This window comes from Acidovorax benzenivorans, from assembly GCF_028680575.1.
Classification (GTDB): Bacteria; Pseudomonadota; Gammaproteobacteria; order Burkholderiales; family Burkholderiaceae_C; genus Acidovorax; species Acidovorax benzenivorans.
The window spans coordinates 316319-339311 of the sequence record NZ_JAPCKI010000004.1; the positions used below are offsets into that span (position 1 = coordinate 316319).

At 64.3% G+C, this 22993-nt stretch carries 21 protein-coding genes; 8 read left to right on the forward strand and 13 right to left on the reverse strand.

Features of this window, described 5'->3' with window-relative positions; all coding sequences use genetic code 11:
- Window positions 1-38 precede the first annotated feature (38 nt).
- Together OIN59_RS09600 and OIN59_RS09605 are read right to left on the reverse strand one after the other, a co-directional pair.
- Window positions 39-401, reverse strand: coding sequence for an AtuA-related protein (locus tag OIN59_RS09600; protein ID WP_274109605.1), 363 nt, complete (start codon window positions 399-401; stop codon window positions 39-41).
- Window positions 402-415: 14 nt separating this feature from the next.
- Window positions 416-1783, reverse strand: coding sequence for an acyclic terpene utilization AtuA family protein (locus OIN59_RS09605; RefSeq protein ID WP_274109606.1), 1368 nt, complete (start codon window positions 1781-1783; stop codon window positions 416-418).
- 85 nt (window positions 1784-1868) lie between these two features.
- Here OIN59_RS09605 and OIN59_RS09610 point away from each other — a divergent pair, with 85 nt between their 5' ends.
- From OIN59_RS09610 to OIN59_RS09625, 4 genes are all read left to right on the forward strand, one after another.
- The gene (locus OIN59_RS09610) at window positions 1869-2807 is read left to right on the forward strand and encodes a LysR family transcriptional regulator (protein ID WP_274109607.1); all 939 of its coding nucleotides are present in this window, start codon (window positions 1869-1871) and stop codon (window positions 2805-2807) included.
- A 191-nt stretch (window positions 2808-2998) separates the two neighbouring features.
- Window positions 2999-3247 carry a DUF3297 family protein gene (locus OIN59_RS09615; protein ID WP_099656036.1) on the forward strand — a complete coding sequence of 83 codons (249 nt, stop codon included), beginning with the start codon at window positions 2999-3001 and terminating at the stop codon, window positions 3245-3247.
- 40 nt (window positions 3248-3287) lie between these two features.
- Window positions 3288-3662 (forward strand): reverse transcriptase-like protein, encoded by a 375-nt coding sequence (locus OIN59_RS09620; protein WP_274109608.1) that lies wholly within the window; start codon window positions 3288-3290, stop codon window positions 3660-3662.
- 202 nt (window positions 3663-3864) lie between these two features.
- Entirely contained in the window at window positions 3865-4854 is a 990-nt protein-coding gene (locus tag OIN59_RS09625) for a PhnD/SsuA/transferrin family substrate-binding protein (RefSeq protein WP_274109609.1), read from the forward strand.
- Between the two features lie 42 nt (window positions 4855-4896).
- On the opposite strand, the gene leuD is transcribed toward OIN59_RS09625, so the two are convergent.
- Genes leuD through OIN59_RS09640 form a run of 3 tightly spaced genes read right to left on the reverse strand, consistent with a single transcriptional unit; the run spans window position 4897 to window position 7910 of the window.
- A complete protein-coding gene (leuD, locus tag OIN59_RS09630; RefSeq protein ID WP_274109610.1) occupies window positions 4897-5559 on the reverse strand; it encodes a 3-isopropylmalate dehydratase small subunit in 663 nt (220 codons plus the stop codon).
- Entirely contained in the window at window positions 5556-6974 is a 1419-nt protein-coding gene (gene leuC / locus OIN59_RS09635) for a 3-isopropylmalate dehydratase large subunit (RefSeq protein WP_274109611.1), read from the reverse strand. Before leuC ends, leuD begins: the two co-directional genes overlap by 4 nt.
- A 33-nt stretch (window positions 6975-7007) precedes the next feature.
- Complete coding sequence (locus OIN59_RS09640) at window positions 7008-7910, reverse strand: alpha/beta fold hydrolase (RefSeq protein ID WP_274109612.1); 903 nt, start codon at window positions 7908-7910, stop codon at window positions 7008-7010.
- Window positions 7911-8094: 184 nt separating this feature from the next.
- Here OIN59_RS09640 and OIN59_RS09645 point away from each other — a divergent pair, with 184 nt between their 5' ends.
- Window positions 8095-9009 carry a LysR substrate-binding domain-containing protein gene (locus tag OIN59_RS09645; RefSeq protein ID WP_274109614.1) on the forward strand — a complete coding sequence of 305 codons (915 nt, stop codon included), beginning with the start codon at window positions 8095-8097 and terminating at the stop codon, window positions 9007-9009.
- Window positions 9010-9125: 116 nt separating this feature from the next.
- Here the strand turns inward: OIN59_RS09645 and OIN59_RS09650 are convergent, their stop codons facing one another.
- The 3 genes from OIN59_RS09650 to OIN59_RS09660 form a co-directional block, all read right to left on the reverse strand.
- On the reverse strand, window positions 9126-10286 hold the full coding sequence (locus tag OIN59_RS09650; protein ID WP_274109616.1) for a DUF4382 domain-containing protein: 1161 nt from the start codon (window positions 10284-10286) through the stop codon (window positions 9126-9128).
- Between the two features lie 213 nt (window positions 10287-10499).
- The gene (locus OIN59_RS09655; protein ID WP_274109618.1) at window positions 10500-11102 is read right to left on the reverse strand and encodes a hypothetical protein; all 603 of its coding nucleotides are present in this window, start codon (window positions 11100-11102) and stop codon (window positions 10500-10502) included.
- Window positions 11103-11218: 116 nt separating this feature from the next.
- Entirely contained in the window at window positions 11219-11776 is a 558-nt protein-coding gene (locus OIN59_RS09660) for a DUF1003 domain-containing protein (protein WP_274109620.1), read from the reverse strand.
- A gap of 295 nt (window positions 11777-12071) precedes the next feature.
- On the opposite strand from OIN59_RS09660, the gene OIN59_RS09665 reads away from it, so the two are divergent.
- Complete coding sequence (locus OIN59_RS09665) at window positions 12072-12668, forward strand: lipocalin family protein (RefSeq protein WP_274109622.1); 597 nt, start codon at window positions 12072-12074, stop codon at window positions 12666-12668.
- 191 nt (window positions 12669-12859) lie between these two features.
- Here the strand turns inward: OIN59_RS09665 and OIN59_RS09670 are convergent, their stop codons facing one another.
- The 4 genes from OIN59_RS09670 to OIN59_RS09685 are packed head-to-tail and all read right to left on the reverse strand — an operon-like array spanning window position 12860 to window position 18447.
- Complete coding sequence (locus OIN59_RS09670; protein WP_274109624.1) at window positions 12860-14533, reverse strand: ABC transporter ATP-binding protein; 1674 nt, start codon at window positions 14531-14533, stop codon at window positions 12860-12862.
- Entirely contained in the window at window positions 14533-15579 is a 1047-nt protein-coding gene (locus OIN59_RS09675; protein ID WP_274109626.1) for an ABC transporter permease, read from the reverse strand. The genes OIN59_RS09670 and OIN59_RS09675 overlap by 1 nt, the downstream gene beginning before the upstream one ends.
- 22 nt (window positions 15580-15601) lie before the next feature.
- On the reverse strand, window positions 15602-16615 hold the full coding sequence (locus OIN59_RS09680; protein ID WP_274109627.1) for a microcin C ABC transporter permease YejB: 1014 nt from the start codon (window positions 16613-16615) through the stop codon (window positions 15602-15604).
- Window positions 16616-16623: 8 nt separating this feature from the next.
- Window positions 16624-18447, reverse strand: a complete 1824-nt coding sequence (locus OIN59_RS09685; RefSeq protein ID WP_274109629.1) for an extracellular solute-binding protein — start codon at window positions 18445-18447, stop codon at window positions 16624-16626.
- Window positions 18448-18551: 104 nt separating this feature from the next.
- Between OIN59_RS09685 and fabI the strand changes: the two genes are divergently transcribed.
- Window positions 18552-19352, forward strand: a complete 801-nt coding sequence (gene fabI / locus OIN59_RS09690; protein WP_274109631.1) for an enoyl-ACP reductase FabI — start codon at window positions 18552-18554, stop codon at window positions 19350-19352.
- A 96-nt stretch (window positions 19353-19448) separates the two neighbouring features.
- The gene (locus tag OIN59_RS09695) at window positions 19449-20312 is read left to right on the forward strand and encodes a DNA ligase (RefSeq protein WP_274109633.1); all 864 of its coding nucleotides are present in this window, start codon (window positions 19449-19451) and stop codon (window positions 20310-20312) included.
- A 214-nt stretch (window positions 20313-20526) separates the two neighbouring features.
- On the opposite strand, the gene OIN59_RS09700 is transcribed toward OIN59_RS09695, so the two are convergent.
- Window positions 20527-22893, reverse strand: a complete 2367-nt coding sequence (locus tag OIN59_RS09700; RefSeq protein ID WP_274109635.1) for an arginine/lysine/ornithine decarboxylase — start codon at window positions 22891-22893, stop codon at window positions 20527-20529.
- Window positions 22894-22993: the final 100 nt, after the last annotated feature.

Genomic DNA, 22993 nt, shown 5'->3' on the forward strand with positions numbered 1-22993 from the left:
CGGAAAGGAATCGGGAAGTAGAAAAAAAGAAACGACCGCTACGGCGGCGGCCCGCCGAGGTACTGCGCCAGCACGGCAGGCACTTGAACGGGCATGTCCAGCAGCAGGTAGCTCAGCGCCTTGCCGTGACTGTCGAGATTGAGCGAATCGTTCACGCCGCCGTCGAGCACGTCGTCCAGCACGATGTTCATGGCCTGCAGTTGTGGCAGCAGGTAGCGCGTGACCTGGTGCGGCCGGCGCTGTGCAAACTGCTGCGCCACGGCGGCCTCGGTGACCTGATCGACCAGCACACCCCACAGCGCGGGGTGCCAGGCGATGACGCTGATGTTGGAGCGGTTGCCTTTGTCGCCGGTGCGGCTGTGGGCCAGGCGGTAGAGCGGAACAGTGATGGTGCTTGTCATGGTGTGTGTGCTCCTCAATCCACCATCTCAAAACGCACGGCCACGGCCTCGCGCGGCACTAGGCACGACACGGTGCCCAGGCGCGGGCGCATGGCGGTGCGCACACCGCCGCCGCCTGCGGGGCCGCAGGTGTAAAGCGCCGTCACCTCGCGCACCAGGCGCTGGGCGCTGGCGTGGTCGCGGTGCTGCAGGGCCACGCGCAGGCGCACGTCGCGGGGGTCATTGCGGGCATCGCCCGCTGCGGGGTCGTCCAGCCAGCGGCTGGTGTCGTCGCCAAAGACGCTGGTCACGCCAATCAGGTCGATGCGCAGCGGGCCCAGGCCGTGCAAGCGCTCGCGCAGCACCTCGCCCGCCAGGCGGGCACGGGCTTCGGCACGCGGGCCTGCGTAAGAGATTTCGCCTTCGGCAAACCAGCCGGATTCAAAGCACACATTCACTTTGAGCGTAGGCGGCTGCGGATGGCCGCGCACGTCTTCCAGCCGCACGGCGTCGGGCCCCACGGGCATCACCTGCGCGGCGGTGATGTCGGCCACCACATCGGGCGTGAGGTAGGCCGCCGGGTCGTGCAGCTCGTACAGCAGCTGTTCCTTCACCGTGCGTTCGGTGATGCAGCCGCCCGTGCCGGGTGGCTTGGTGATGGTGCAGTGGCCGTCGGCGTCAATCTCGGCGATGGGGTAGCCCAGTTGCGCCAAGCCCGCCACATCCTTGTAGTCAGGGTCAGCAAAGTAGCCGCCGGTGACTTGCGCGCCGCATTCGAGCAAATGGCCTGCCATGGTGGCGCGAGCCAGGCGGTCCCAGTCGTCAGCCGCCCAGCCGTAGTGCGCCATGGCCGGGCCCAGCACCAGCGATGGGTCGGCCACGCGGCCGCACACCACGATGTCAGCCCCGGCGCGCAGCGCATCGGCAATAGCCTGTGCGCCGATGTAGGCGTTGGCGCTGACGATGGGCTCGGAGGGCATCGCAAGGCCCAGGGCACGTTCGAGCAAGGCGCGGTGGTGGGGGCCGCTCAGGTCGTCGCCCTGCACCACGGCAATGCGCGGGGCGCGCAGGCCCAGCTCTGCCGCCAGTTGGTGAATGCGCCGTGCTGCCCCGGCGGGGTTGGCGGCGCCAAAGTTGCTGACGATGCGCACGCCGTGCGCCAGGCAGTCGGCCAGCACCGGCTGCAGCAAGTCCACCAGCAGGGGTTCGTAGCCCGCATCGGGCTGGGTGCGGCGTGCCAGCTGGGCCAGGGCCAGGGTGCGCTCGGCCAGGGTTTCAAAAATCAGCACAGCGGGTTGGCCGCTGGCGATAAGGGCCTGCACCACGGGCGCAGCGGCATCGGTGCGGTCGCCCGAAAAGCCTGCCGCGCAGCCAATGCGCAGATGGGGAATGTGTTGTGACATCAGTCGCTGTCTCCTGCAGTGCAATGTACGCAGGCTGCGCTATTCTGTGAAATCGATTGTTTCAATCAATCCATCTACAAAACAAATGAATGAGAACCCCGCGCTTTCCGCCCGCCAGCTCGATGCCTTTGTGGCGCTGGCCGAACACCGCAGCTTTACCCGCGCGGCCGTGCAGTGCAATCTGTCGCAGCCCGCGTTCAGCGCGCTGATCAAGGCGCTGGAGGACGAGCTGGGCGCGCGCCTGTTTGACCGCAGCACGCGGCATGTGGACCTGACGCCCGAGGGGGCGAACTTTCTCGAATCCGCCCACCGCATTCGCGGCGAGATGCGCGCTGCCGTGGCGGCCCTGCGCGATGCCGTGACGCTGCAACGCGGCCGCGTGGCCGTGGCGCTGCTGCCCTCGCTGGCGGCGGGCTGGCTGCCGCAGGTGCTGGCCGGCTACCAGCAGGCCCACCCCGGCATTGCGGTGGACATTGCCGATGTGCTGTCCGAGCCCTGCATTGACCGCGTGGCCAGCGGCACGGCCGACTTCGCCCTGGCCGCCATCCGCGCTGACACACCCGCGCTGCAAGCCGAGCCGTTTTGCAGCGATGCCTTTTACCTGGTGTGCCCCGACGCCCACCCGCTGGCGCGGCGCAAAAAGCCGCTGGCCGTGGCCGACCTGGCCACTTACCCCTTCATCCACCTGGCGCGCAACAGCAGCGTGCGCCAGTACCTGGAGGCCGCCTTTCACCCCCAGGGCATGCACACCTTGATGGAGGTAGAGCAACTGGCCACCGTCACCGGCATGGTGCGGGCGGGCCTGGGTATCAGCGTGGTGCCCGCGCTCACTCTGTTTCACTTTCAGCAGCCGGGGGTGGTCACGCGCCCTTTCCCGCTGCCCGGTCTGCAGCGGCAGATTTACCTGGTACGTCGGCGCGACCAAAGCCTGTCGGCCGCCGCGCAGTCGCTGTACGAATGGGTGGTGGCGCGCAAGCCTCGATTGGATGGAGGCACGCAACGGAAAACGCTATCAAATAAATAGCATTTAGCGCTTACCAATAAAGCGCTACGGGCTATTTTTATTCAAAATTACGCAGCACAGACAGCCCGCGTGCCCCACCTCGCGCCTGCCCAAAGGCCTGAAACCCCGCAGACTGGCAAGGCAAGCCCCGCACACCGGCCCGCACATCCGCGAAAATCTCGCCCCTTAGCATTTCTCTCCATCCCGCCCCCTTGACCGAAGCGACCGCCGCCCCCGCCCTGCCCGACCACCTCTCGTCGGACCCACGCAGCCCCCACCACAACGCCGCTGTGTTCGAACACGACATCGGCATCCGCTTCAATGGCAAAGAGCGTTTTGATGTGCAGGAATACTGCATCAGCGAAGGCTGGGTCAAAGTGCCTTCGGGCAAGACGGTGGACCGCAAGGGCCAGCCCGTGATGATCAAGCTCAAGGGCACGGTCGAAGCGTTTTACCGCTGAGCCAGCGCTGCCCCCAAAGCACTGCGCCAAATCCGCCCGCATGGGGCTGGGGGCCACCCTGCTGGCCCCCGATGGGCAGCAACACAGCCTGTCGCTCACCAGCAGCCTGGTGGGCTGCAACAACGAGGCCGAACTGCGCGCCCTGATCGCCGCGCTGCAGCAAGCCCATGCCTTGGGTGCACGGGCCGTGGCGGTGTGCAGCGACAGCAGCCGCCTCATCGAACAACTGCAACCACCCCTATTGAACAAGCGCGCCCCCGCGCCCATCGCCCGGCTGGCCGAACTGTTTGACAGCGCACGCGCCTGTCTGGCGCGCTTTAACAGCGTGCAGCTGCAGTGGATTCCGCGCCACCGCAACAGCGCCGCCGACGCCCTGGCGCGCGCCGCCCTGGGCGCCTCCGCCAAGGTGGCGTAGCACCCGAGCCACAAGAAAAAGAAGCGCTGAAGCACCGCCGGACAGGCCCAGTAAAGGTCTGTTACAGGCCTGCACCGACCTTGCTTTGTCGCAGCACCGTCACACAACCGTCACTAAATTTACGTTTAGACAACCATCCTCCTGCATACTTTGTCGGCTTGGCGCCGTCGGCCCAGGCCTCACACATACAGGAAGGAACAACATGCGACGTGATGCACGCTGGGTGGTGCTTTTGGCAGGCGCGACTGCGGTGCTGGGCACTGCCACAGCACAGAACAACAACGCAGCCGCCCAGGCCCGTGCCGCAGCCGCCAGCCCGGCCCCCAACTTTGCCAGCAGCCCCCGTGAGAAGCTCGTGGTGGCCATGCCCAAGACCTACGCCAAGGCCGAAACCATGCTGCTGTGGGGCGACTACTTCAACCACCTGGCACGCTGCGGCAACCTGGACTTGCAGAACCAGCAAGGCGAGTCGCTGGAGCGCAGCTCCAACATCGACCTGCTGGGCGAAAAAGAGCTGATCGAAGGCATCACGTCGGGCAAGGTGCAACTGGCCCAGGTCAACCCCGGACTGGTGCCGCAACTGGTGGCCGCAGGCCAGCCCACGCCGTTTGCCGTGCCGGGCAACAAGGCATCGGGCAAGCGCAACTCCTACCACCTCATCCTGATTGCGCGGGTGGACAGCCCCTTCAAGGAACCCAAGGACCTGATCGGCAAGAAGATTGCCCACTCCACGCCCACCTCCAACTCGGGCAACCTGGCGCCGCGCGCGCTGTTCCCGGCCATTGGTCTGGTGCCGGACAAGAACTACGAAGTGGTGTTCTCCAACGGACACGAACGCTCGGTGACGGGCGTGATGCACGGCTTTTATCCCGCAGCCGCCGTGGCCAGCGACCTGTACCAGCGCATGGTGCTCAAGGGTGATGTGAAGGGATCGAGCATTCGCACCCTGTGGGAAAGCGCGCCCTTCATGACCGAGACCTGGACGCTGGGCAAGACGGCGTCGCCCGATGTGCAAAACCGCGTGCAGAAATGCTCGTACGCCTACAGCTTCTCGCCCAAGCTCAAGCAGCTGCTGCCGGGCAACGACACCATGCTGCCCATCAACTTCGAGCGTGACTTTGCCACGGTGATGGAGGTCCACAAAAAGACCCAGGCGGCCCTGGCAGAAGCCAAGCCTGCAGCGGGCAAGTAAGGCGCTGCACAGAACCTGTTTACGACCTTTTCGGGGGCGGGGTTAACCTGCCAGCCGATCCCGGGTGCGCCGGGCCACATCGCGCACCCAGGGCTGGGCAGCCCAGTGCTGGTCTGCAAATGCGCGGATCTGCTCAGCGTAGGTCAGCGAGGCGCCGATCACATCGAGCCCCTGCACAAACATGCGCTGGTGCCGGTCAGACAGCACAAAGCCCGCGCTGTGCCCCGGGCTGCGCACCACGCGCTGCGACACATCGATCGAGAGCGACAGCGGGCCAGGCTGCGCGGCGGCCTCTGCCACAAAGGCCTGCACGTCGGCCTCGTCCACCATGGCCAGCAGCAGGCGGTTATTGAGGGCGTTGGAGTAAAAAATCTCGCCAAAGCTCGAAGCCACCACCGCCTTGAATCCGTATTGCTGCATGCCCCACACGGCGTGCTCGCGGCTGGAGCCACAACCAAAATTGGCCCCGGCAATGAGCACATCCGCACTGGCAAATGCGGGTTGGTTCAGCACAAAGTCTGCTCGCGGCTGCCCCGCGCCATCAAAGCGCAGGTCGTACAGCAGGCCGGGCGCCAGCCCCGCCTTGTCAATGCCCCGCAGAAACTGCTTGGGCATGATCTGGTCGGTGTCGAGGTTGGGCGTGGCCAGCACGGCGGCTTGGCCGTGAATCACGCGGTGGTCGGCAGTGTGTTTGTCGGTGGTCATGCTGCGGTCTCCAGGCTGCGGACGTCGGTGATGCAGCCGGTGACGGCGGCGGCTGCGGCCATGGCCGGGCTCATCAGGTGCGTGATGGCACCCCGGCCCTGGCGGCCTTCAAAGTTGCGGTTGGTGGTGGAGGCGCAGCGCTGGCCGGGCGCCAGCACGTCGTCGTTCATGGCCAGGCACATGGAGCAGCCGGGCTGGCGCCACTCGAAGCCTGCGGCCACCAGGCGCGCGGCAATGCCCTCGGCCTCGGCCTGGGCCTTCACCGCACCCGAGCCAGGCACGACCATGGCGCGCACACCGTGCGCCACGCGGCGGCTGCCGACGACGCGGTCCACCTCGCGCAAATCCTCGATGCGGGCGTTGGTGCACGAGCCGATGAACACATGCTGCACAGGCACGCCCGCCAGCGGCTGGCCTGCTGCCAGCGCGGTGTAGCGCAGGGCCTGCTCGGCGCTGCTGCGCTGCACGGCGTCGGTCATGTCTTCGGGCCGGGGCACGGTGGCGTGGATGGCCATGGCCTGGTCGGGGCTGGTGCCCCAGGTGACGAAGGGGGCCACTTCGGCCGCATCAAACACATGCTCCACGTCGAACACTGCGCCTTCATCACTGCGCAGCGTGGCCCAGTGCGCCAGGGCCTGCGTGCGCACGCCGCCGGTGATGTCGGGGGCTTTGGCCAGCACGTAGTCGATGGCGGTGGCGTCGGGTGCAATCAAGGCGCCACGCGCACCGGCTTCCACGGCCATGTTGCACAGCGTAAAGCGCGCCTCCACCGACAGGGCGCTGATGGCGCTACCGCAGAACTCCACCACATAGCCGCGTGCGCCCTGCGCGCCGAGGCGGCTGATGATGAGAAGGATCAGGTCCTTGGCGGTGGTGCCCAGGGGCAACGCACCGTCCACGCGGATGCGCATGTCCCGGGCCCGGCGGTAGACCAGGGTTTGCGTGGCCAGCACATACTCTACCTCCGAGGTACCGATGCCAAAGCCCAGTGCGCCCAAGGCGCCGTAGGTGGTGGTGTGGCTGTCGCCGCAGATGATGACCATGCCCGGGCGCACCATGCCGTGCTCAGGCGCGATCACGTGCTCGATGCCCTGCAGCGGGTCGTTGGTGTCGAACAGCGGGATGCCGTGGCGGTCGCAATTGGCCTTGAGGTTGCTGGCCTGCAGCGCCGAAGGTGGGTCTTGAATGACCCGTTGGCGCACTGGGTGCGTGGGGATGATGTGGCTCACCACCGCCACGTTCTGCCCCGGCACGGGCACACCGCGCCCGGCCTCGTGCAGGCCCGCGAAGGCCTGGGGGCTGGTGTATTCGTTCATCAGGTGCAGGTCGCAAAAGAGCAGCACGTTCTGTTCATCGAGAACGGCCACGGTGTGCGATGCGACCAGCTTCTGATAGAGCGTTGAGGGAGTGGTCATGGTCAGCGTCGGGGGTTGTCGTTGGGTGCTGCCTTATCGGTCGGCCAGCAGGAAGGGCAGCGCCGCATCGAGCAGAGCATCAGGGGCCTCCTCGGCGATGTAGTGGCCGCAAGGCAGTGCATGGCCGCGCACGTCGGCCGCCACGCGTTGCCATTCAGCCAGTGGCTCAAAGCATTGGTGCACTACGCCTTGCTCGCCCCACAGCGCCAGCAGCGGCATGGGTAGTTGGCGGCCCGCATCGCGGTCGGCACGGTCGTGCACCAGGTCGATGCCCGCAGAGGCACGGTAGTCCTCGCAGATGCCATGGGCCGTGCCGGGCAAGGCCAGGCAGCGCACGTACTCGGCCAATGCGCGCACATCAAACGGGGCCAGACCCGCACTGCGTCGGCCCATCACGTCGCGCACGTAGGCTGCGGGGTCGGCCTCGATCAGGCGTTCGGGCAGCGGCGCGGGCTGGATCAGGAAGAACCAGTGCCAGTAGGCACGGGCAAACGCATTGCTGGCCTGCTCGTACATGGCCAGCGTGGGGGCGATGTCCAGCAACACCATGCGCAACACGGCCGCCGGGTGGTCGGCCGCCAGGCGGTGCGCCACGCGGGCGCCCCGGTCATGGGCCAGCACGGTGAAGCGCGAGTGGCCCAGGTGCTGCATCACAGCCAGCATGTCGGCGGCCATGGTGCGTTTGCTGTAGAGAAGGTGCTCCGCGTCGCCTTCGGGCTTCGCCGAATCGCCATACCCACGCAGGTCCGCCAGCACCAGCGTGAAATGCTGCGCCAGCTTTGGCGCCACCTTGTGCCAGATGGCCGAGGTCTGCGGGTGCCCGTGCAGCAGCAGCAGGGCCGGGCCAGCTCCACCGACGAGCGCGTGGATGTGCTGCCCGTCTGGCGTGGGCAGTTGGTGGGAGGCAAAACCGGGGAAAAGCGGAGTCGTGGTCATGGATGTAGGTGGGTATTTCGGCGCAGGTCTGCTCGCTCTGCAGTGATGCCGCGCTCCTTGATGAGCTTGGCCCACTGCGGCATTTCTTGCTCCAGCCGGGCATCTTATGAGTGTTCCGCATTCACATAAAGTCATTCAAAATTACTTCATTCGTAAACCAAACACACTAATTGCTTGCAGACCCATGGACGCTTTTTCAGACTTGCGGTTCTTTGCACTGCTGATGAAGGAAGGCAGCCTGGCGGCTGCCGCGCAGCAGATGGGCATCACTGCGCCGGCCGCCAGCCGGCGCCTGGCGCAGTTGGAACGGCGGCTGGGCGTACGGCTGCTGCGCCGCACCACGCGGCGCATGAGCCTGACGCCCGAGGGGGAGACCTACCTGCTCGACGGCACGCGCATCCTTGGCGACCTCGATGCGCTGGAGCGCACGGTGGCCGGTGCGCGCAGTTCGCCACGCGGACTCATCAAGCTGGCAGCCACGCTGGGTTTTGGCCGGATGCACATTGCCCCCGCGCTGTCGGCTTTTGCACGCGCCTACCCCGAGGTGGAAGTGCAATTGCACCTGACCGACCGGCCCGTGAATCTGGTGGAACAAGGCTTTGACGCCGCCGTCCGTTTTGGTGACCTGCCGGACTCACGCCTCACGGCCCGCAGACTGTTCGCCAACCAGCGCCTGCTGTGCGCATCGCCCGCCTACCTCGCCCAGGCAGGCGAGCCCGTGCAGCCCGCCGACCTGCTGGCCCACCAGTGCATCGTGATCCGCGAAAGCGATGAGACCTACGGCACCTGGCATCTGCGCCAGGGCGAGCGCCAGGAGACGGTGAAAGTGCGCGGCATGCTGAGCACCAACGATGGCGCAGCCGCCACCACCTGGGCGCTGGAGGGCCACGGCGTGTTGATGCGCTCCGAATGGGACGTGGCAGCTCACCTGGCCGCCGGCCGCCTGCAGCGCGTGCTGCCCGCCTGGGCCTTGCCTGCGGCGGATGTGACGCTGGTGTACCCCACCCGCAGCGACCTGTCGGCCAAGACGCGGGCGCTGGCGGATTTTTTGGCCGCCTGGTTTTCCGGCGACCGGAAGGACCTTTTGGCGCAGCCTTGACATCATCGCCCCGGCCGGTTGGCACCAGGGCGCGACGGCCTGCGTGCACCACCCGCCTGAAAGGCCGCCCTGGTGCCATTCATTGCAGGCAGGGCGGCGCACTCGCGCCCGCAGTGTCAGGGGAAGGTGAAGTCCGTGGTTTGTACAGCGCCCTCCGTCAGAACAGGCAGTGTCCGCGTCTTGTCGGCAAAACCACCCAGGCGGGCCTGAACAGCATAGCGCCCTGCCGCCGCAGAGTCGGCGGCAAACACCAGGCTGGTGCCTGGCGCGGCATAAGGAGCGACCCGCGGCGCAAGGGTAGGTACCGTGAAGCCGTAAGCCCCTGTCACCCCGTCAACGCCCCGGCCGGCCACTTCGATCGTGCCCCCCGCCGACAAGGGCTGGAGCACCCGCACTATGGTGTCCACCGGGGCGGTGCCCTTCACCGTCGCGACCGGAGACGGCTGCAGGCTCAAGGGCGCGGCGCCCGCGCTCACGGAAGTCACTGTCTCGGCGGCCACCGGCACCCCCGTGATCACCGTGGTGGTGCGCCCCGCACCCACGACGACCAGCGTGTAGTTGCCCGGGGCCACCGGCTGAAGCAGGAACTTGCCCGCGCTGTCGGGGGTGGTGGCACGCACCAGTTCGCCATTGAACTGCAGGGACACGCTGGTGTCCGTGCCTGGTTCCACATAACCCTGCACCCCGGAAACGAAGCGCGGGATCACCGACACCACGGGTTTGAGAAGATACTGACCCGAAGCACCAGCAGCCACCACCGACTTGCAGGCATCGAAGTCCAGAACGAAGTCGGCCATCTGATTGGCGCCCACGTCGATATTCACATTCGTCTTGACGCCTGATTGCTGCCCGCTCGGTGTTTTCAGCGCGACTTCCGATGCCCCGGTGGGAACCACCGAATTGGTCAGCGGCTGCGCCCCTGTGTTACTGGCCAGCACGAGCCGCAATTGCGTGTACTTTCCTGCAGGCAGCGGCACCTGCCCCAGCTCCATGAGCACACCGTTCGTAAGCGTCAGCAGGTCCACCCTGCGCGCCGGGTTCAGCACGACCTCGGACCAGCCCGCATCATTGTCCGAAGCACTGCTGCTTTGGTGGACACGCACTTTCTCGACCGTGACATTCACGGCCGAATAACCGCAGCTGGGGGCATCCGTCATCGCCAGGCGCAACGTGCCGTTTCCGCTGGGTTCACCACCTCCACCACCGCCCCCGCAGGCGGCAAGGCTGGCGATGGACAGTGCACACAGGACGGTGCGGAAACAAGGATGTGTTTTCATGGGGTGGCCTCTTTGGTGAGATGTTGGCGGCTGCGGGACCAGGGAGCATCCCGAAGAATGTGAAAAACTCACACAAACAACCTTAGAGGCATCCCGGCGCGAGTCTGTAGGACAAAACCCAGACTTGGCGACGAGCAGCGCACGCTCTGCGCGCCGCTTTCCACCACATGCCCGCGCCGCCCAGCGTTGGACCACCCATCGGCCCACGGCCCCTCAGGCACCGTCCATCAGCGTGAGTGACCCGAACGGCATGTGGTGCATCAGCTCGCGCAGCACAAGCAGGGAGGCCGCGAATGCGGCGTGGGCGGGCAGCCCCTCCTGCGAAGCCGGACGCCCTTGCGATACAGAGACAAGCCGGTTGAACACATGCTCCAGGGCGTCGAGAGTCAGTATCCGCAGCGGCCCTTGCGCAATGCCCGCCAGGGTGGCGATCTCGTGCAGCGCCGGGTCTGTGGAACAAGGCACGACCACTACACCCTGCGGCACCCAGGGGCGATGGCGGACATGGGCGGCATAGACCTCGTCCTCCACCCACGCAATGGCGGTCTCCAGCTCGAAGGGGGTAGGAAGCGCCCCGCGGAAAAAATCGCGCGCCGTCTTCTGGCTGCCCAGCGCCAGTGTCAGCAGCACAGAGGGCAACTGAGGGTCCAGCCCCGTTGCCACCACGGTGTGCTCCGCCCCCAAGTGCAGGGCGGTGGCCAGTTGCCCTGGCATAGCAAGGCCATGGATCCGGCGGTACAGCGCCGTGATATCGAAGTCCGCATCACCCTCCTGGGGCCACGGCGTTGGGGCCACCGGCGGGGGTGAAGGGAACAAGGGAGATGGTGGAGATGGTGGGGGCATGGGCATTCCGCGATGTGGTCGGCAGTGGAGCAGGAGGGCATGGCCCGGGCCCGCGTGGACGGGGGGAAGTCGTTCGTGGATCCGTCCCATCACGGCCGCGCGGCCTGCGCGACGAAACGCTGGTGGATCTCCACGGTCAGTGCTTCTACGCGCAGCGTGAGCTGGCGCGTCTGTTCGGTCAGCAGGGTGTTTTGCTGCAGCAGTTCCAGCACCTGCGCGGCATTCTGCGCGGCAATGGCCTGGCGCTGCTCGCTGGCAATGGCCAGCGCCTCGCGGTGCTGCGCATCCGCGTCGGCGTGGTGCTTGTCGCGCGCAGCCTGCCGGGTCTGGGCCAGCAGGATGAGCGGCGCGGCGTAGGCCGCCTGCAGGCTGAATGCCAGGTTGAGCAGGATGAACGGATAAGGGTCGAACCTGACAGCACCCAGCACGTTGATCGAGATCCACGCCGCCACGATCAACGTTTGCGCACCGAGAAACAGCGGCGTGCCAAAGAACCGCGCAAAGGCCTCGGCCTGCAACGCAAACCGGTCCGTGCCGAAGGTAGGGGCCAGGTGCTCATGGCGCCGGTGAAAGCGCAAGGGGTCCACCCGGGGCGGGCCGTCTTCCAAGGGTGGTGCGTTGTGCGCAGGGTGGACGTGGGCGGTCATGGGTGTTCCTCTCCGATCGGGGCGCATTCGCCAGCAGGCAGCAGGCAAGCAGGCAGCAAGCGCCTGGCCCCACTCTACGCCTAGGCGTCTGCCGCCGGTCCGTCAACGCCGCGCTGTCGGGCGGTGGCCCCACACACAACCCCTGCGCAGCACCGACACGCGCTGCCAGCCTGCGCCTACACGCCGGGGCAGCTGCCGTGCCTACAGTCGAACGCACACAAACAACCGCCGCGCAGCGCATGCCCACAAAGCCCTGCAACGCACCTTCTAAAGCCACCACCGCAGGAGCAATCCCATGCGCGTCCACACCATGATGCCTCGCCGACACTCTCCCTGGTCCCTTGCGGTCGGAGCCGCACTGATGGCGCTGCTGGCGCTCACGGCCTGCTCCACGCCACGCACGCCCGAAGGTATCCAGGCCGTGACCGGCTTCGATGTGGACCGCTACACCGGCCACTGGCACGAGGTGGCGCGCATCGACCATTCGTTCGAGCGCGGGCTCACCCAGACCAGCGCCACCTACCGCCGCAACCCCAACGACACCGTGAAAGTGGTGAACCGCGGATACGACCCGGTGCGCAAGGAGTGGAAGGAGGCCGAGGGCACGGCACGCTTCGTCGATGCGCCCACGCGCGCGGCGTTGAAGGTGTCGTTCTTCGGGCCGTTCTACGGCGGCTACAACGTGGTGGCGCTGGATGAGAACTACCAATGGGCCATGGTGGTGGGCTCCAGCAAGGACTACCTGTGGATCCTGTCGCGCACCCCCACCCTGCCCTGGCATGTGCGCGAACACCTGATCGAGCGTGCGCAGGCCATGGGCATCGACGTGGGCCGCATCCTGTGGGCGCCGCCCGCCGATGAACAGCAAGCCAGGCGCACAGTGATGACCTGACGCGAGGTCAGGCGCTGCAGGCGTGGAGCCGCACCGAATGCCAGTGCCGTGACCGTGATGCAGCAAAGCACCCGAGATTCGATACGGTGCGCGGCGCCCGACACCCGACTGGCATCAAGCCTCTTCATGCTACGAATTAAATAGCGCCAAGCGCTTTAAACACAAGCACCAGCGGCCATTTTCACCAAAAACTACTCCACCCCGGGCACGGTGGCTGCGGCCACCAGGCGCTGGGTGTAGGGGTGCTGGGGTGCGTTCAGCACCTCATCCACGCTGCCACTTTCCAGCACCGCGCCGTCCTTCATCACCAGCACGTCGTGCGCCATGGCGCGGATCACATCCACGTCGTGGGTGATGAGCAGGTAGCTCAGGCCCTTTTCTTTTTGCAAGCGCTGCAGCAGGCCCAGCACCTGCTGCTGAATGGTGACGTCCAGTGCGCTGGTGGGCTCGTCCAGCACCAGCACCTGGGCCTGCACGATGAGGGCGCGCGCGATGGCCAGGCGCTGGCGCTGTCCGCCAGAAAATTCGTGCGGGTAACGCTCCAGCAGACGTGGGTACTGCGACTCGGCCAGGCCCACTTCGTCCAGCGCAGCCTCGACGCGCACGCGGCGCTGGGCCACGGTCAGTGTGGGTTCGTGCACCTTGAGGCCTTCACCCACGATCTCTTCCACCGTGAGGCGCGGAGACAGCGATGAGAACGGGTCTTGAAACACCACCTGCACCCGGCGGCGCAGCTGCTGGTTGGCGGGGGTGTTGCGCGTGGCAGGCTGTTGCCACGCCTGCCCTCCTACCTGCAACTGGCCGGTCGAGGGCAACAGGCCCAGGATGGCCTGGGCCAGCGTGGACTTGCCCGAGCCGGACTCACCCACCACCCCCAGCGTCTGCCCCGGCAGCAGTTGCAGCGTGGCGCTCTGCACCGCCACAAACTCACCCTTTTTGAACCAGCCCTGGATGCCCGGCAATGGCGTGGGGTACACCACGCGCAGATCCTGCGTCTGCACCACGGGCGCGGTGCCTGCAGGCGGGTCTGCCTCGACCACATCGCGGCGGGGCTGGCTAGCGATCAGGCGGCGGGTGTAGGCATGCTGGGGTGCGCCGAATACTTCGGCCACCGGGCCTTGCTCTACCAGCACGCCCTGCTCCATCACGGCTACGCGGTCGGCAAAACGGCGAACCAGGTTCAGGTCGTGCGTGATCAGCAGCACCGCCATGCCGGTCTGGCGTTGCAGATCGCTCAGCAGGTCCAAAATCTGGCCGCGCAAGGTCACATCGAGCGCAGTAGTGGGCTCGTCGGCCAACAGCAGCTTGGGGCTGCTGGCCAGGGCCATGGCAATCATCGCGCGCTGGCGCTGGCCACCCGAGAGCTGGTGCGGAAAGCTGTTGGCGCGGCGCGCGGGCTCGGGAATGCCGGTTTGCGCCAGCAGCTCAATGGCGGCCTGTGCGCATTGCGCACCCGTCAGGCCCTTCTTGAGCAGCAGGATTTCAGCGATCTGCTGACCAATCGTCATCAGCGGGTTGAGCGCGGTCATGGGCTCCTGGAACACCATGGCGATGTCGCCGCCACGCACGCCACGCATCTCGCGCTCAGTCATCGCCAGCAGGTCGCCACGCCCCTGCAACAGCGCCTGGCCCGTGATGGCGGCATTGCCCGCCAGCCGCAGCAGGCTCAACGCCGTGATGGTCTTGCCCGAGCCGGACTCCCCCACCAGCGCCAGCTTTTCGCCAGCAGCCAGGCTGAAGCTGACGCCGCGCACCACCTCTTTGGTGCCGAAGCGCACATGCAGGTCCTGGACAGTCAGCAGCGATTGACCAGGAGCTCCCTCGGGGGGCAGGGAGGACACGCCAGTGCCGAGCGTGGGAGCCATCATTGATCCGCCTTTCTGGGGTCCAGCGCATCGCGCAGCGCATCACCCATGAAGGTCAGCAGCAGCAAGGTGACCACCAGCACACCAAACGTGGACAGCGATATCCACCAAGCGTCGATGTTGTTTTTTCCCTGGCTCAGCAACTCGCCCAAGCTAGGCGTTCCAGGTGGCACGCCCAGACCCAGAAAGTCGAGTGAGGTCAGCGACAAAATGGCCGCACTCATACGAAATGGCAAGAAGGTGACCACCGGCGTCAGACTGTTGGGCAAGATGTGGCGCCAGATGATCTGGCTGTTGCTCACCCCCAGGGCCCGCGCCGCCTTCACATAGTCGAGCTGGCGGTTGCGCAGGAACTCGGCACGCACATAGTCCGACAGGCCCATCCAGCCGAACAAGCTCAACAGAATAAGCAGCAAGGCCAAGCTGGGCGAGAACAGCGCGCTGAAGATGATGAGCAGATACAGCTCTGGCATGGCGCCCCAGATCTCGACAAAGCGCTGGAACGCAAGGTCTGTTTTGCCTCCAAAAAAACCCTGGATGGCCCCGGTGAGCAACCCCAGCACCACGCCAGTAACGGTGAGCGCCAGCGCAAACAGCACGCTCACCCGAAAGCCATAGAGCAATTGGGCCACCATGTCGCGCCCCCTGTCATCCGTGCCCAGCCAGTTGTTGGCCGTCGGCCCCGAGGGGTTGGGCAACCTGGCAAAGTAGTTCAGCGTTTTAGGGCCAGCGGTATTGATGGTGTAAAGCGCCCAATTGGCGCCAGCACTCAACCGTTGCTGAATGGAAGGGTCCAGATAGTCCGTAGGCGTATCAAAGTCTCCGCCAAAGGTCTTCTCGGGGTAGTCCTTGAGCATGGGAAAGTAAGTCTGCCCCTCGTAGCGCACGATGAGCGGCTTGTCGTTGCTGACCAGCTCGGCACACAGGCTGACCAGCACCAGGGCACAAAAGATCAGCAGGCTCCAGTACCCCAGGCGGTTGCGCTTGAAGCGCAGCCACGCACGGCGGGAGGGCGAGAGCGAAGGCGATGCGGGAGCAGAACTCATCAGGGCCATGGGTCCGTTCGGGCTAGTCAAACTTCACGCGCGGGTCCACCCACACATAACAAAGGTCACTGACGAGCTTGGTAACCAGCCCAATCAGCGTGAACAGGTACAACGTGCCCAGCACCACGGGGTAGTCGCGGCGGATCACGCTCTCGTAGCTGAGCAGGCCCAGCCCGTCGAGCGAGAACAGCGTTTCAATGAGCAGCGAGCCCGCAAAGAACGCACTGATGAAGGCGGCCGGAAAGCCGGTGACGATGGGGATGAGCGCATTGCGGAACACATGCTTCCAGAGCACCTGCCGCTCGCTCAGCCCCTTGGCGCGGGCCGTGAGTACGTATTGCTTGCGTATCTCTTCCAGAAACGCGTTCTTGGTCAGCATGGCCGTCACGGCAAAACTGCCCAGCACCATGGCTGTCACAGGCAGCGTGATGTGCCACAGGTAATCGACGATGCGAGCACCCCAAGTCAGGTCGTCCCAACCGGACGAAACCAGACCACGCAACGGAAACCACTGCAGCTGGCCACCAAATACCACCAATAGTGCAACCCCCAGCACGAACCCGGGAATGGCATATCCGACAAGGATCAATACCGTGCTCACCAAATCAAAGCGTGAGCCAGCCCGCACAGCCTTAAGCACCCCCAGCGGCACAGCCACCAAATAGCTGATGAAAAATGTCCACAAGCCCAGGGTAATAGACACCGGCAGTTTTTCCTTGATGAGCCCCCAGACATCCTTGCGTTGCAGAAAACTTTTGCCCAGATCGAACTGGGCATATTGCTTGAGCATCTGCCAAAAGCGTTCGGGCGCAGGCTTGTCGAAGCCATACATGGCCTTGATTTCGCCCACCTGCGCAGGGGTCAATGCACGCGCGCCCTGCCCACTACCCAGAGAGTTTTCCTTGTTGGTCAGCTGTGCCATGAGTTGCTCGACGGGACCGCCTGGAACAAACTGGATAACAGCAAAGTTGATCACCAGCACCCCCAGCAGCGTGGGAACTATCAGCAGTAAGCGGCGAAGAATATAGGTGACCATGGTGAATTTCAGGGTTGTTCACGCCACCACATGGTCAGCAGCCATGAGCCAGCCAACATATGGGGAGGCAAGGCCGGGGGATGCTGCAGGTAGTTCTTGCGGGCAATGAAGAACTGACGGCCATAGTACATGGGCACCACATATTGCTGGTGCAGCAGATAGCGGTCCAGCAGACGTGCGCCAGCGGCAATCGCCTTGCGGTCAGGGCTCTTGACGATCTCTTCAATCAACTGGTCAATGGTTTTGTCTTTGATGCCGGAGAGGTTCTGGCTTCCCTTCTCGTCTGCAGAGGCGGAACCAAAATCGTCGTACAACTCGTTTCCAGGACTGGAGGATCCGCCCAGGATATTGATAGCTAGGTCAAAGTCGAAATCGTCCAACCGCTTCTTGATGAGGCTGGCATCACTGAGGCGGTAGCGCAATTCGATGCCAATCTTTCCCAAGTTGCGGGCATAGGGGGCCAGCACAATTTCAGAGCTGCGATCTGGAATCATGATGGTCATGACAAAAGGATCCCCGGCACTGTTGCGCAAAGCACCGTCCCGGTAAGTCCAGCCCGCTTCACTGAGCAGTTGCCGCGCCCGCAGCAGATTCTTTCGAAGCCCCTCGGCCGTGCCGCCACTGCTTGCGGGGCGAACCACGGGGTCGCGCAACGCAGCGAGCAGTGCCGGGGTCTGCTCCAGACGTGCAGCGATCTGCAGTTCCTCTGGCGTAGGCATTTCGCCAGCCATCAGGTCCGCAGAGTTCTGAAAGTAGCTCTGAGTCCGGGCGCGGCGGTTGTAAAACACCCGGTTGTTGAGCCAGTCGAAGTCAAAAGCCAGCGCAATGGCCGTACGCACCCGCTTGTCGGCAAACCGGGGTTGCCGCAGGTTCATCACGATACCTTGCATGCCAGTGGCACGTGTGTGAGCAATCTCGTCTTTAACCAGCTCACCCGAATCAAACCGGCGCCCTTTGTAGCGGCGCACCCAAGCAGAAATGGAAAACTCTTCCAAGGCGTCGAGATCACCGGCCTTGACGGCCTCCTCCTCGCCCAGGCGATCACGGTAATAGACGTACTCAACTTCATCGAAGTTGAACATGCCCTTGCGAACCGGCAGGTCAGCAGCCCAGTAGTCCTTGCGACGTTGGTAGGTGACGGACTTGCCCAGGTCCACATGTTTGATCACATAGGGGCCGCTGGCGACCGGATGCTCCAGAAATATCTGGTCTATGGTCTTACCCTGGGTCCAGGCCTTGGAGAACACCGGCAACTGACCTATCACCATATGCAGCTCGGAATTGCGGCGCTTGAAATCAAAGCGGATCGTCAATCGGTCAACCACCACCGCCTGGGCAATATCTGCCCAATAGGCCCGGAATGTGGGCGATGCCTGCTTGCTGGTCAACGTGTCGAACGAGTATTTGACGTCCTGCGCAAGCACCGGATCACCATTGGAAAACCTGGCTTTGGGATTCAGTCGGAACTGCACGCTGAGCTGGTCTGGCGCCAGGGAAATGTCTTCTGCCAGCAAACCATATCGGCTGAAAGGCTCATCCTCGCTGGACGTAGTGAGCGAGTCGAATATCAAACCATATTCTGCAAAGACGAACCCATTGCCGCTATAGCCCATGCCAGCAGCCACCTGTCCGCGCAGGGTAAAGGGATTGAGCTTGTCGAAGCTGCCGCTGGCCGACAACTGCAGCCGCCCCCCCTTGGGCGCATCAGGCCGCACATAGTCAAAGTGCGAAAAACCCGCCGGGTATTTGGGCTCGTACCCCATGCCCATGCCATGCACAGCCCAAGCGGGAAAGGCACTGCACAGCAACAGAAAAGCCATCAAAAATCGCATGCGACAATTCTGCACTACGTTCGCAGGGGCTTGCAGCCAAAGCCGCATACCCACATGCACCGGGCGCCAAGCCTGCATTTCGCTATTCCACAAGGAGATTTCACATGGGTTTTCTGACCGGCAAAAAGCTGCTCATCACGGGCGTGCTGTCCAACCGTTCCATCGCCTACGGCATCGCCAAGGCCTGCCACGCACAGGGCGCCGAGCTGGCTTTCAGCTACGTGGGTGAGCGCTTCAAGGACCGCATCACCGACTTTGCCGCCGAGTTCGACTCCAAGCTGATCTTTGACTGCGACGTGGGCAGCGACGAGCAGATCGACCGCATGTTCGCTGACCTGGCCCAGGTATGGCCCAAGTTCGACGGTTTCGTGCACAGCATTGGCTTTGCCCCCCGCGAGGCGATTGCTGGCAATTTTCTGGAAGGCCTGTCGCGCGAAGGCTTCCGCATTGCGCACGACATCAGTGCCTACAGCTTTCCGGCCATGGCCAAGGCCGCCCTGCCCTACCTCAACGACAAGTCGTCGCTGCTCACGCTGAGCTACCTGGGCGCGCTGCGCTCCATCCCCAACTACAACACCATGGGCCTGGCCAAGGCCAGCCTGGAAGCCAGCGTGCGCTACCTGGCCGAGGCCGTGGGCCGCACCGAAGACGGCCGCAGCATCCGCGCCAACGGCATCAGCGCCGGCCCCATCAAGACCCTGGCTGCCAGCGGTATCAAAGACTTTGGCAAGCTGCTCAGCCGCGTGGCCGATGCCTCGCCCCTGCGCCGCAATGTCACGATTGAAGACGTAGGCAACGTTGCGGCCTTCCTGCTGTCGGACCTGGCCAGCGGCATGACTGCCGAGATCACCTACGTGGACGGCGGCTTCAGCCAGACGGCCGGCCTGAGCGCCGACCAGGTGTAATCTTCGCCGGGGCTGACAGCCTTCGCAAAAAACAGGCTTCTAGCGCTTATAAAACATGCGCTAGAAGCTATTTTTTTGATAGCAAAACCCTACAACATGCTCCGCAGACACTGCCTGGCCTGGCTCGGCCTTGTGCCCCTGGCCGCACTGACCACGCCCCCGGCCTGGGCCGCCGACGCGCCCGCCCTGCTGCTGGCCAACGTGTACCACCCCGGCATGCGCCTGGCGGACTATTGGGTGAGCGAAAAATACGACGGTGTGCGCGGCTATTGGGACGGCCACACGCTGCGCACGCGGGGTGGCGAGACGGTGGCGGCCCCAGCCTGGTTCACCGCCAACTGGTCCGACGTGCCCATGGACGGAGAACTGTGGGCAGGACGCGGCCGATTCAGCCACACCCAATCCACCGTACGCCAACAGCAGCTGGACGATGCCGCCTGGCGCGAGATGCGCTTCATGGTGTTTGACCTGCCCGCGCATGGCGGCACGTTTGACCAGCGCCTTCCCGCGCTAAACACCCTGGTGGAGTCGCTGGGCCAGCCGTGGGTGCAGGCGGTGCCACAACAGCGTGTGGCCAACGACGCCGCCTTGCAAAAACTGCTGCTGCGCACCGTGCGTGCAGGTGGCGAAGGGCTGATGCTGCACCGTGGCGCATCGATGTACCGCGCGGGGCGCAGTGACGACCTCATCAAGGTCAAGACCCACGAAGACACCGAGGCCCGCGTGGTGGCTCATCTGCCCGGCCAGGGCCGCCATGCCGGACGCCTGGGCGCGCTGGTGGTGGAGATGCCGTCGGGACAGCGCTTCAGGCTGGGTGCAGGGTTGACCGATGCTGAACGCGACCACCCACCGCCCGTGGGCAGCTGGGTGACGTATCGCTTTCGAGGCACCCATGATGGCGGCTTGCCACGCTTCGCGAGTTTTGTGCGCGTGCGGGACGACATGCAGCCCTCCCGCTGACGGGGGCTGCCGCAGCCGTCACCCACCGCCGAGGAAACTGGCTCTAGGAAATCACCGCAAGAGAACCACGCGGCTGACGGTCAATAACTACGGCAGCACCACTGCCGTGAATTCAAGCGCACAAAAAAATCGCTCCGCCAGCCATGCAGGGGGAGCGATTCTTGGGAGCCGGTGCACCAACGCACCAGCGCCAGCGCCAGCGCAAAGGCGGTGTTTACACGTTGCGTCCGTAGGGGCCATCGTCGCCCACTTGCACCAGGTTCTTGGCGGTCGCCAGCGGCTTGGGGTTCTTGCCAGCCTTGGCTTGCTCCGCCACGCAGTCAGCGTAGTAGCGCACCTGGCCGCTCTCGTCTTCCACTTCCACCAGACCATGAATGTCGGTTTCAAAGCCAGGGCATAGCTTGGCGAACTCGCGGGCGAACTTGAGGTAGTCCACGATCTTCTTGTTGAAGACTTCGCCGGGAATGAGCAGCGGAATGCCCGGTGGGTACGGCGTGACCAGACCCACAGTGATGCGGCCTTCCAGGTTGTCGATCTCCACGCGCTCGGTGGTGCGGTGCGCGATGTGCGCATACGCATCCGAGGGCTTCATGGCGGGCGTGAGGTCCGACAGGTACATTTCGGTCGTCAGGCGCGCGATGTCGTACTTGGCGTACATCTGGTGCACATGCTGGCACAGGTCCTTCAGGCCCATGCGCTCGTAGCGCTTGTGCTGCTGGCAGAACTCCGGAAGGATGCGCCACATGGGCTGGTTCTTCTCGTAGTCGTCCTTGAACTGCTGCAGCGCAGTGAGCAGCGTGTTCCAGCGGCCCTTGGTGATGCCGATGGTGAACATGATGAAGAAGCTGTACAGGCCCGTCTTCTCCACCACCACGCCGTGCTCGGCGAGGTACTTGGTCACGATGGACGCGGGGATGCCGGTCTTGTCGAACTTGCCGTCCAGGCTCAGGCCCGGCGTGACGATGGTGGACTTGATCGGGTCCAGCATGTTGAAGCCATCAGCCAGTTGCCCGAAGCCGTGCCACTTGCTGCCCTTCTTGCTCTTGCTGTCGCTGCGGATGATCCAGTCTTCTGCGCGGCCAATGCCCTCGTCGGTGAGCTTTTCAGGGCCCCAGACCTTGAACCACCAGTCGTTCTTGCCGAACTCATCCTCCACCTGGCGCATGGCGCGGCGGAAGTCGAGCGCTTCCAGAATGCTCTCTTCCACCAGCGCTGTGCCACCGGGTGGCTCCATCATCGCGGCGGCCACATCGCAGCTGGCGATGATGCTGTACTGAGGGCTGGTGCTGGTATGCATCAGATAGGCCTCGTTGAACAGGTGGCGGTCGAGTTTGGTGGTCTGCGAGTCCTGCACCAGCACATGGCTGGCCTGGCTGATACCGGCCAGCAGCTTGTGGATGGACTGCGTGGCGTAAGTCACCGAATGCTTGGGGCGCATGCGCTTTTTGCCCATGGCGTGGTAGCTGCCATAGAACGGATGGAAGGCCGCGTGCGGCAACCAGGCCTCGTCAAAATGCAGGTTGTCCACGTAACCATCGAGCATGCCCTTGATGGTCTCGGTGTTGTAAAGCACGCCGTCGTAGGTGGACTGCGTGAGCGTGAGCACGCGTGGTTTGACCTTCTTGGCGTCAACGCCCTTGAGCAAGGGGTTGGCCTTGATCTTGGCCTCGATGGCCTTGGGCTCGAACTCGCTTTGCGGGATGGGGCCGATGATGCCGAAGTGGTTGCGCGTGGGCTTCATGAACACGGGAATGGCCCCAGTCATGATGATGCTGTGCAGAATGGACTTGTGGCAGTTGCGGTCCACCACCACCACGTCGCCGGGCGCCACGGTGTGGTGCCACACCATCTTGTTGGATGTGGACGTGCCGTTGGTCACGAAGAAGCAGTGGTCGGCATTGAAGATGCGCGCGGCGTTGCGCTCGCTCTCGCCAATGGCTCCGTTGTGGTCCAGCAGCTGGCCCAGCTCTTCCACGGCATTGCACACGTCGGCACGCAGCATGTTCTCGCCGTAGAACTGGTGGTACATCTGGCCCACAGGGCTCTTCAGAAACGCCACGCCGCCCGAGTGGCCGGGGCAGTGCCAGCTGTACGAGCCGTCTTCGGCGTAGTCCAGCAGCGCCTTGAAGAACGGAGGCTGCACACTTTCGAGGTAGCTCTTGGCCTCGCGGATGATGTGGCGCGCCACGAATTCGGGGGTGTCCTCGAACATGTGGATGAAGCCATGCAGCTCGCGCAAGATGTCGTTGGGCAAGTGGCGACTGGTCTTGGTCTCGCCATGCACATAGATAGGCACTTCGGTGTTCTTGCGGCGCACCTCGCCAATGAAGTTACGCAGGCTCAGCACGATGGGATCGAGCCCCTCGCCCACAGTGAACTCTTCATCGTCAATGGACAAAATGAACGCGCTGGCGCGGCTTTGCTGCTGCGCAAACTGCGACAGATCACCATAGCTGGTGACCCCGACCACTTCGAAGCCCTCGGTCTCGATGGCCTGCGCGAGCGCGCGAATGCCAAGCCCCGAGGTGTTCTCGGAACGATAGTCTTCATCGATGATGATGATGGGAAAGCGAAACTTCATGCGCAGCCTCCGTGCAACCGTGCCCTGCCCGGCCAAAAAACGAAATAGGCGCGAAGTGTAAGGAATAACGTTGACGCGCCTTTGAACTGCCATCCTTTTG

Coding starts and splice junctions, on each gene's coding strand:
- OIN59_RS09675 (WP_274109626.1), bottom strand. CDS start 15,579: ATGAGTTCTGCTCCCGCATCGCCTTCGCTCTCGCCCTCCCGCCGTGCG.
- OIN59_RS09645 (WP_274109614.1), top strand. CDS start 8,095: ATGGACGCTTTTTCAGACTTGCGGTTCTTTGCACTGCTGATGAAGGAA.
- OIN59_RS09620 (WP_274109608.1), top strand. CDS start 3,288: ATGGGGCTGGGGGCCACCCTGCTGGCCCCCGATGGGCAGCAACACAGC.
- OIN59_RS09660 (WP_274109620.1), bottom strand. CDS start 11,776: ATGACCGCCCACGTCCACCCTGCGCACAACGCACCACCCTTGGAAGAC.
- OIN59_RS09610 (WP_274109607.1), top strand. CDS start 1,869: ATGAATGAGAACCCCGCGCTTTCCGCCCGCCAGCTCGATGCCTTTGTG.
- OIN59_RS09700 (WP_274109635.1), bottom strand. CDS start 22,893: ATGAAGTTTCGCTTTCCCATCATCATCATCGATGAAGACTATCGTTCC.
- OIN59_RS09640 (WP_274109612.1), bottom strand. CDS start 7,910: ATGACCACGACTCCGCTTTTCCCCGGTTTTGCCTCCCACCAACTGCCC.
- OIN59_RS09680 (WP_274109627.1), bottom strand. CDS start 16,615: ATGGTCACCTATATTCTTCGCCGCTTACTGCTGATAGTTCCCACGCTG.
- OIN59_RS09650 (WP_274109616.1), bottom strand. CDS start 10,286: ATGAAAACACATCCTTGTTTCCGCACCGTCCTGTGTGCACTGTCCATC.
- OIN59_RS09605 (WP_274109606.1), bottom strand. CDS start 1,783: ATGTCACAACACATTCCCCATCTGCGCATTGGCTGCGCGGCAGGCTTT.
- OIN59_RS09625 (WP_274109609.1), top strand. CDS start 3,865: ATGCGACGTGATGCACGCTGGGTGGTGCTTTTGGCAGGCGCGACTGCG.
- OIN59_RS09600 (WP_274109605.1), bottom strand. CDS start 401: ATGACAAGCACCATCACTGTTCCGCTCTACCGCCTGGCCCACAGCCGC.
- OIN59_RS09695 (WP_274109633.1), top strand. CDS start 19,449: ATGCTCCGCAGACACTGCCTGGCCTGGCTCGGCCTTGTGCCCCTGGCC.
- fabI (WP_274109631.1), top strand. CDS start 18,552: ATGGGTTTTCTGACCGGCAAAAAGCTGCTCATCACGGGCGTGCTGTCC.
- leuD (WP_274109610.1), bottom strand. CDS start 5,559: ATGACCACCGACAAACACACTGCCGACCACCGCGTGATTCACGGCCAA.
- OIN59_RS09670 (WP_274109624.1), bottom strand. CDS start 14,533: ATGGCTCCCACGCTCGGCACTGGCGTGTCCTCCCTGCCCCCCGAGGGA.
- OIN59_RS09665 (WP_274109622.1), top strand. CDS start 12,072: ATGCGCGTCCACACCATGATGCCTCGCCGACACTCTCCCTGGTCCCTT.
- OIN59_RS09685 (WP_274109629.1), bottom strand. CDS start 18,447: ATGCGATTTTTGATGGCTTTTCTGTTGCTGTGCAGTGCCTTTCCCGCT.
- leuC (WP_274109611.1), bottom strand. CDS start 6,974: ATGACCACTCCCTCAACGCTCTATCAGAAGCTGGTCGCATCGCACACC.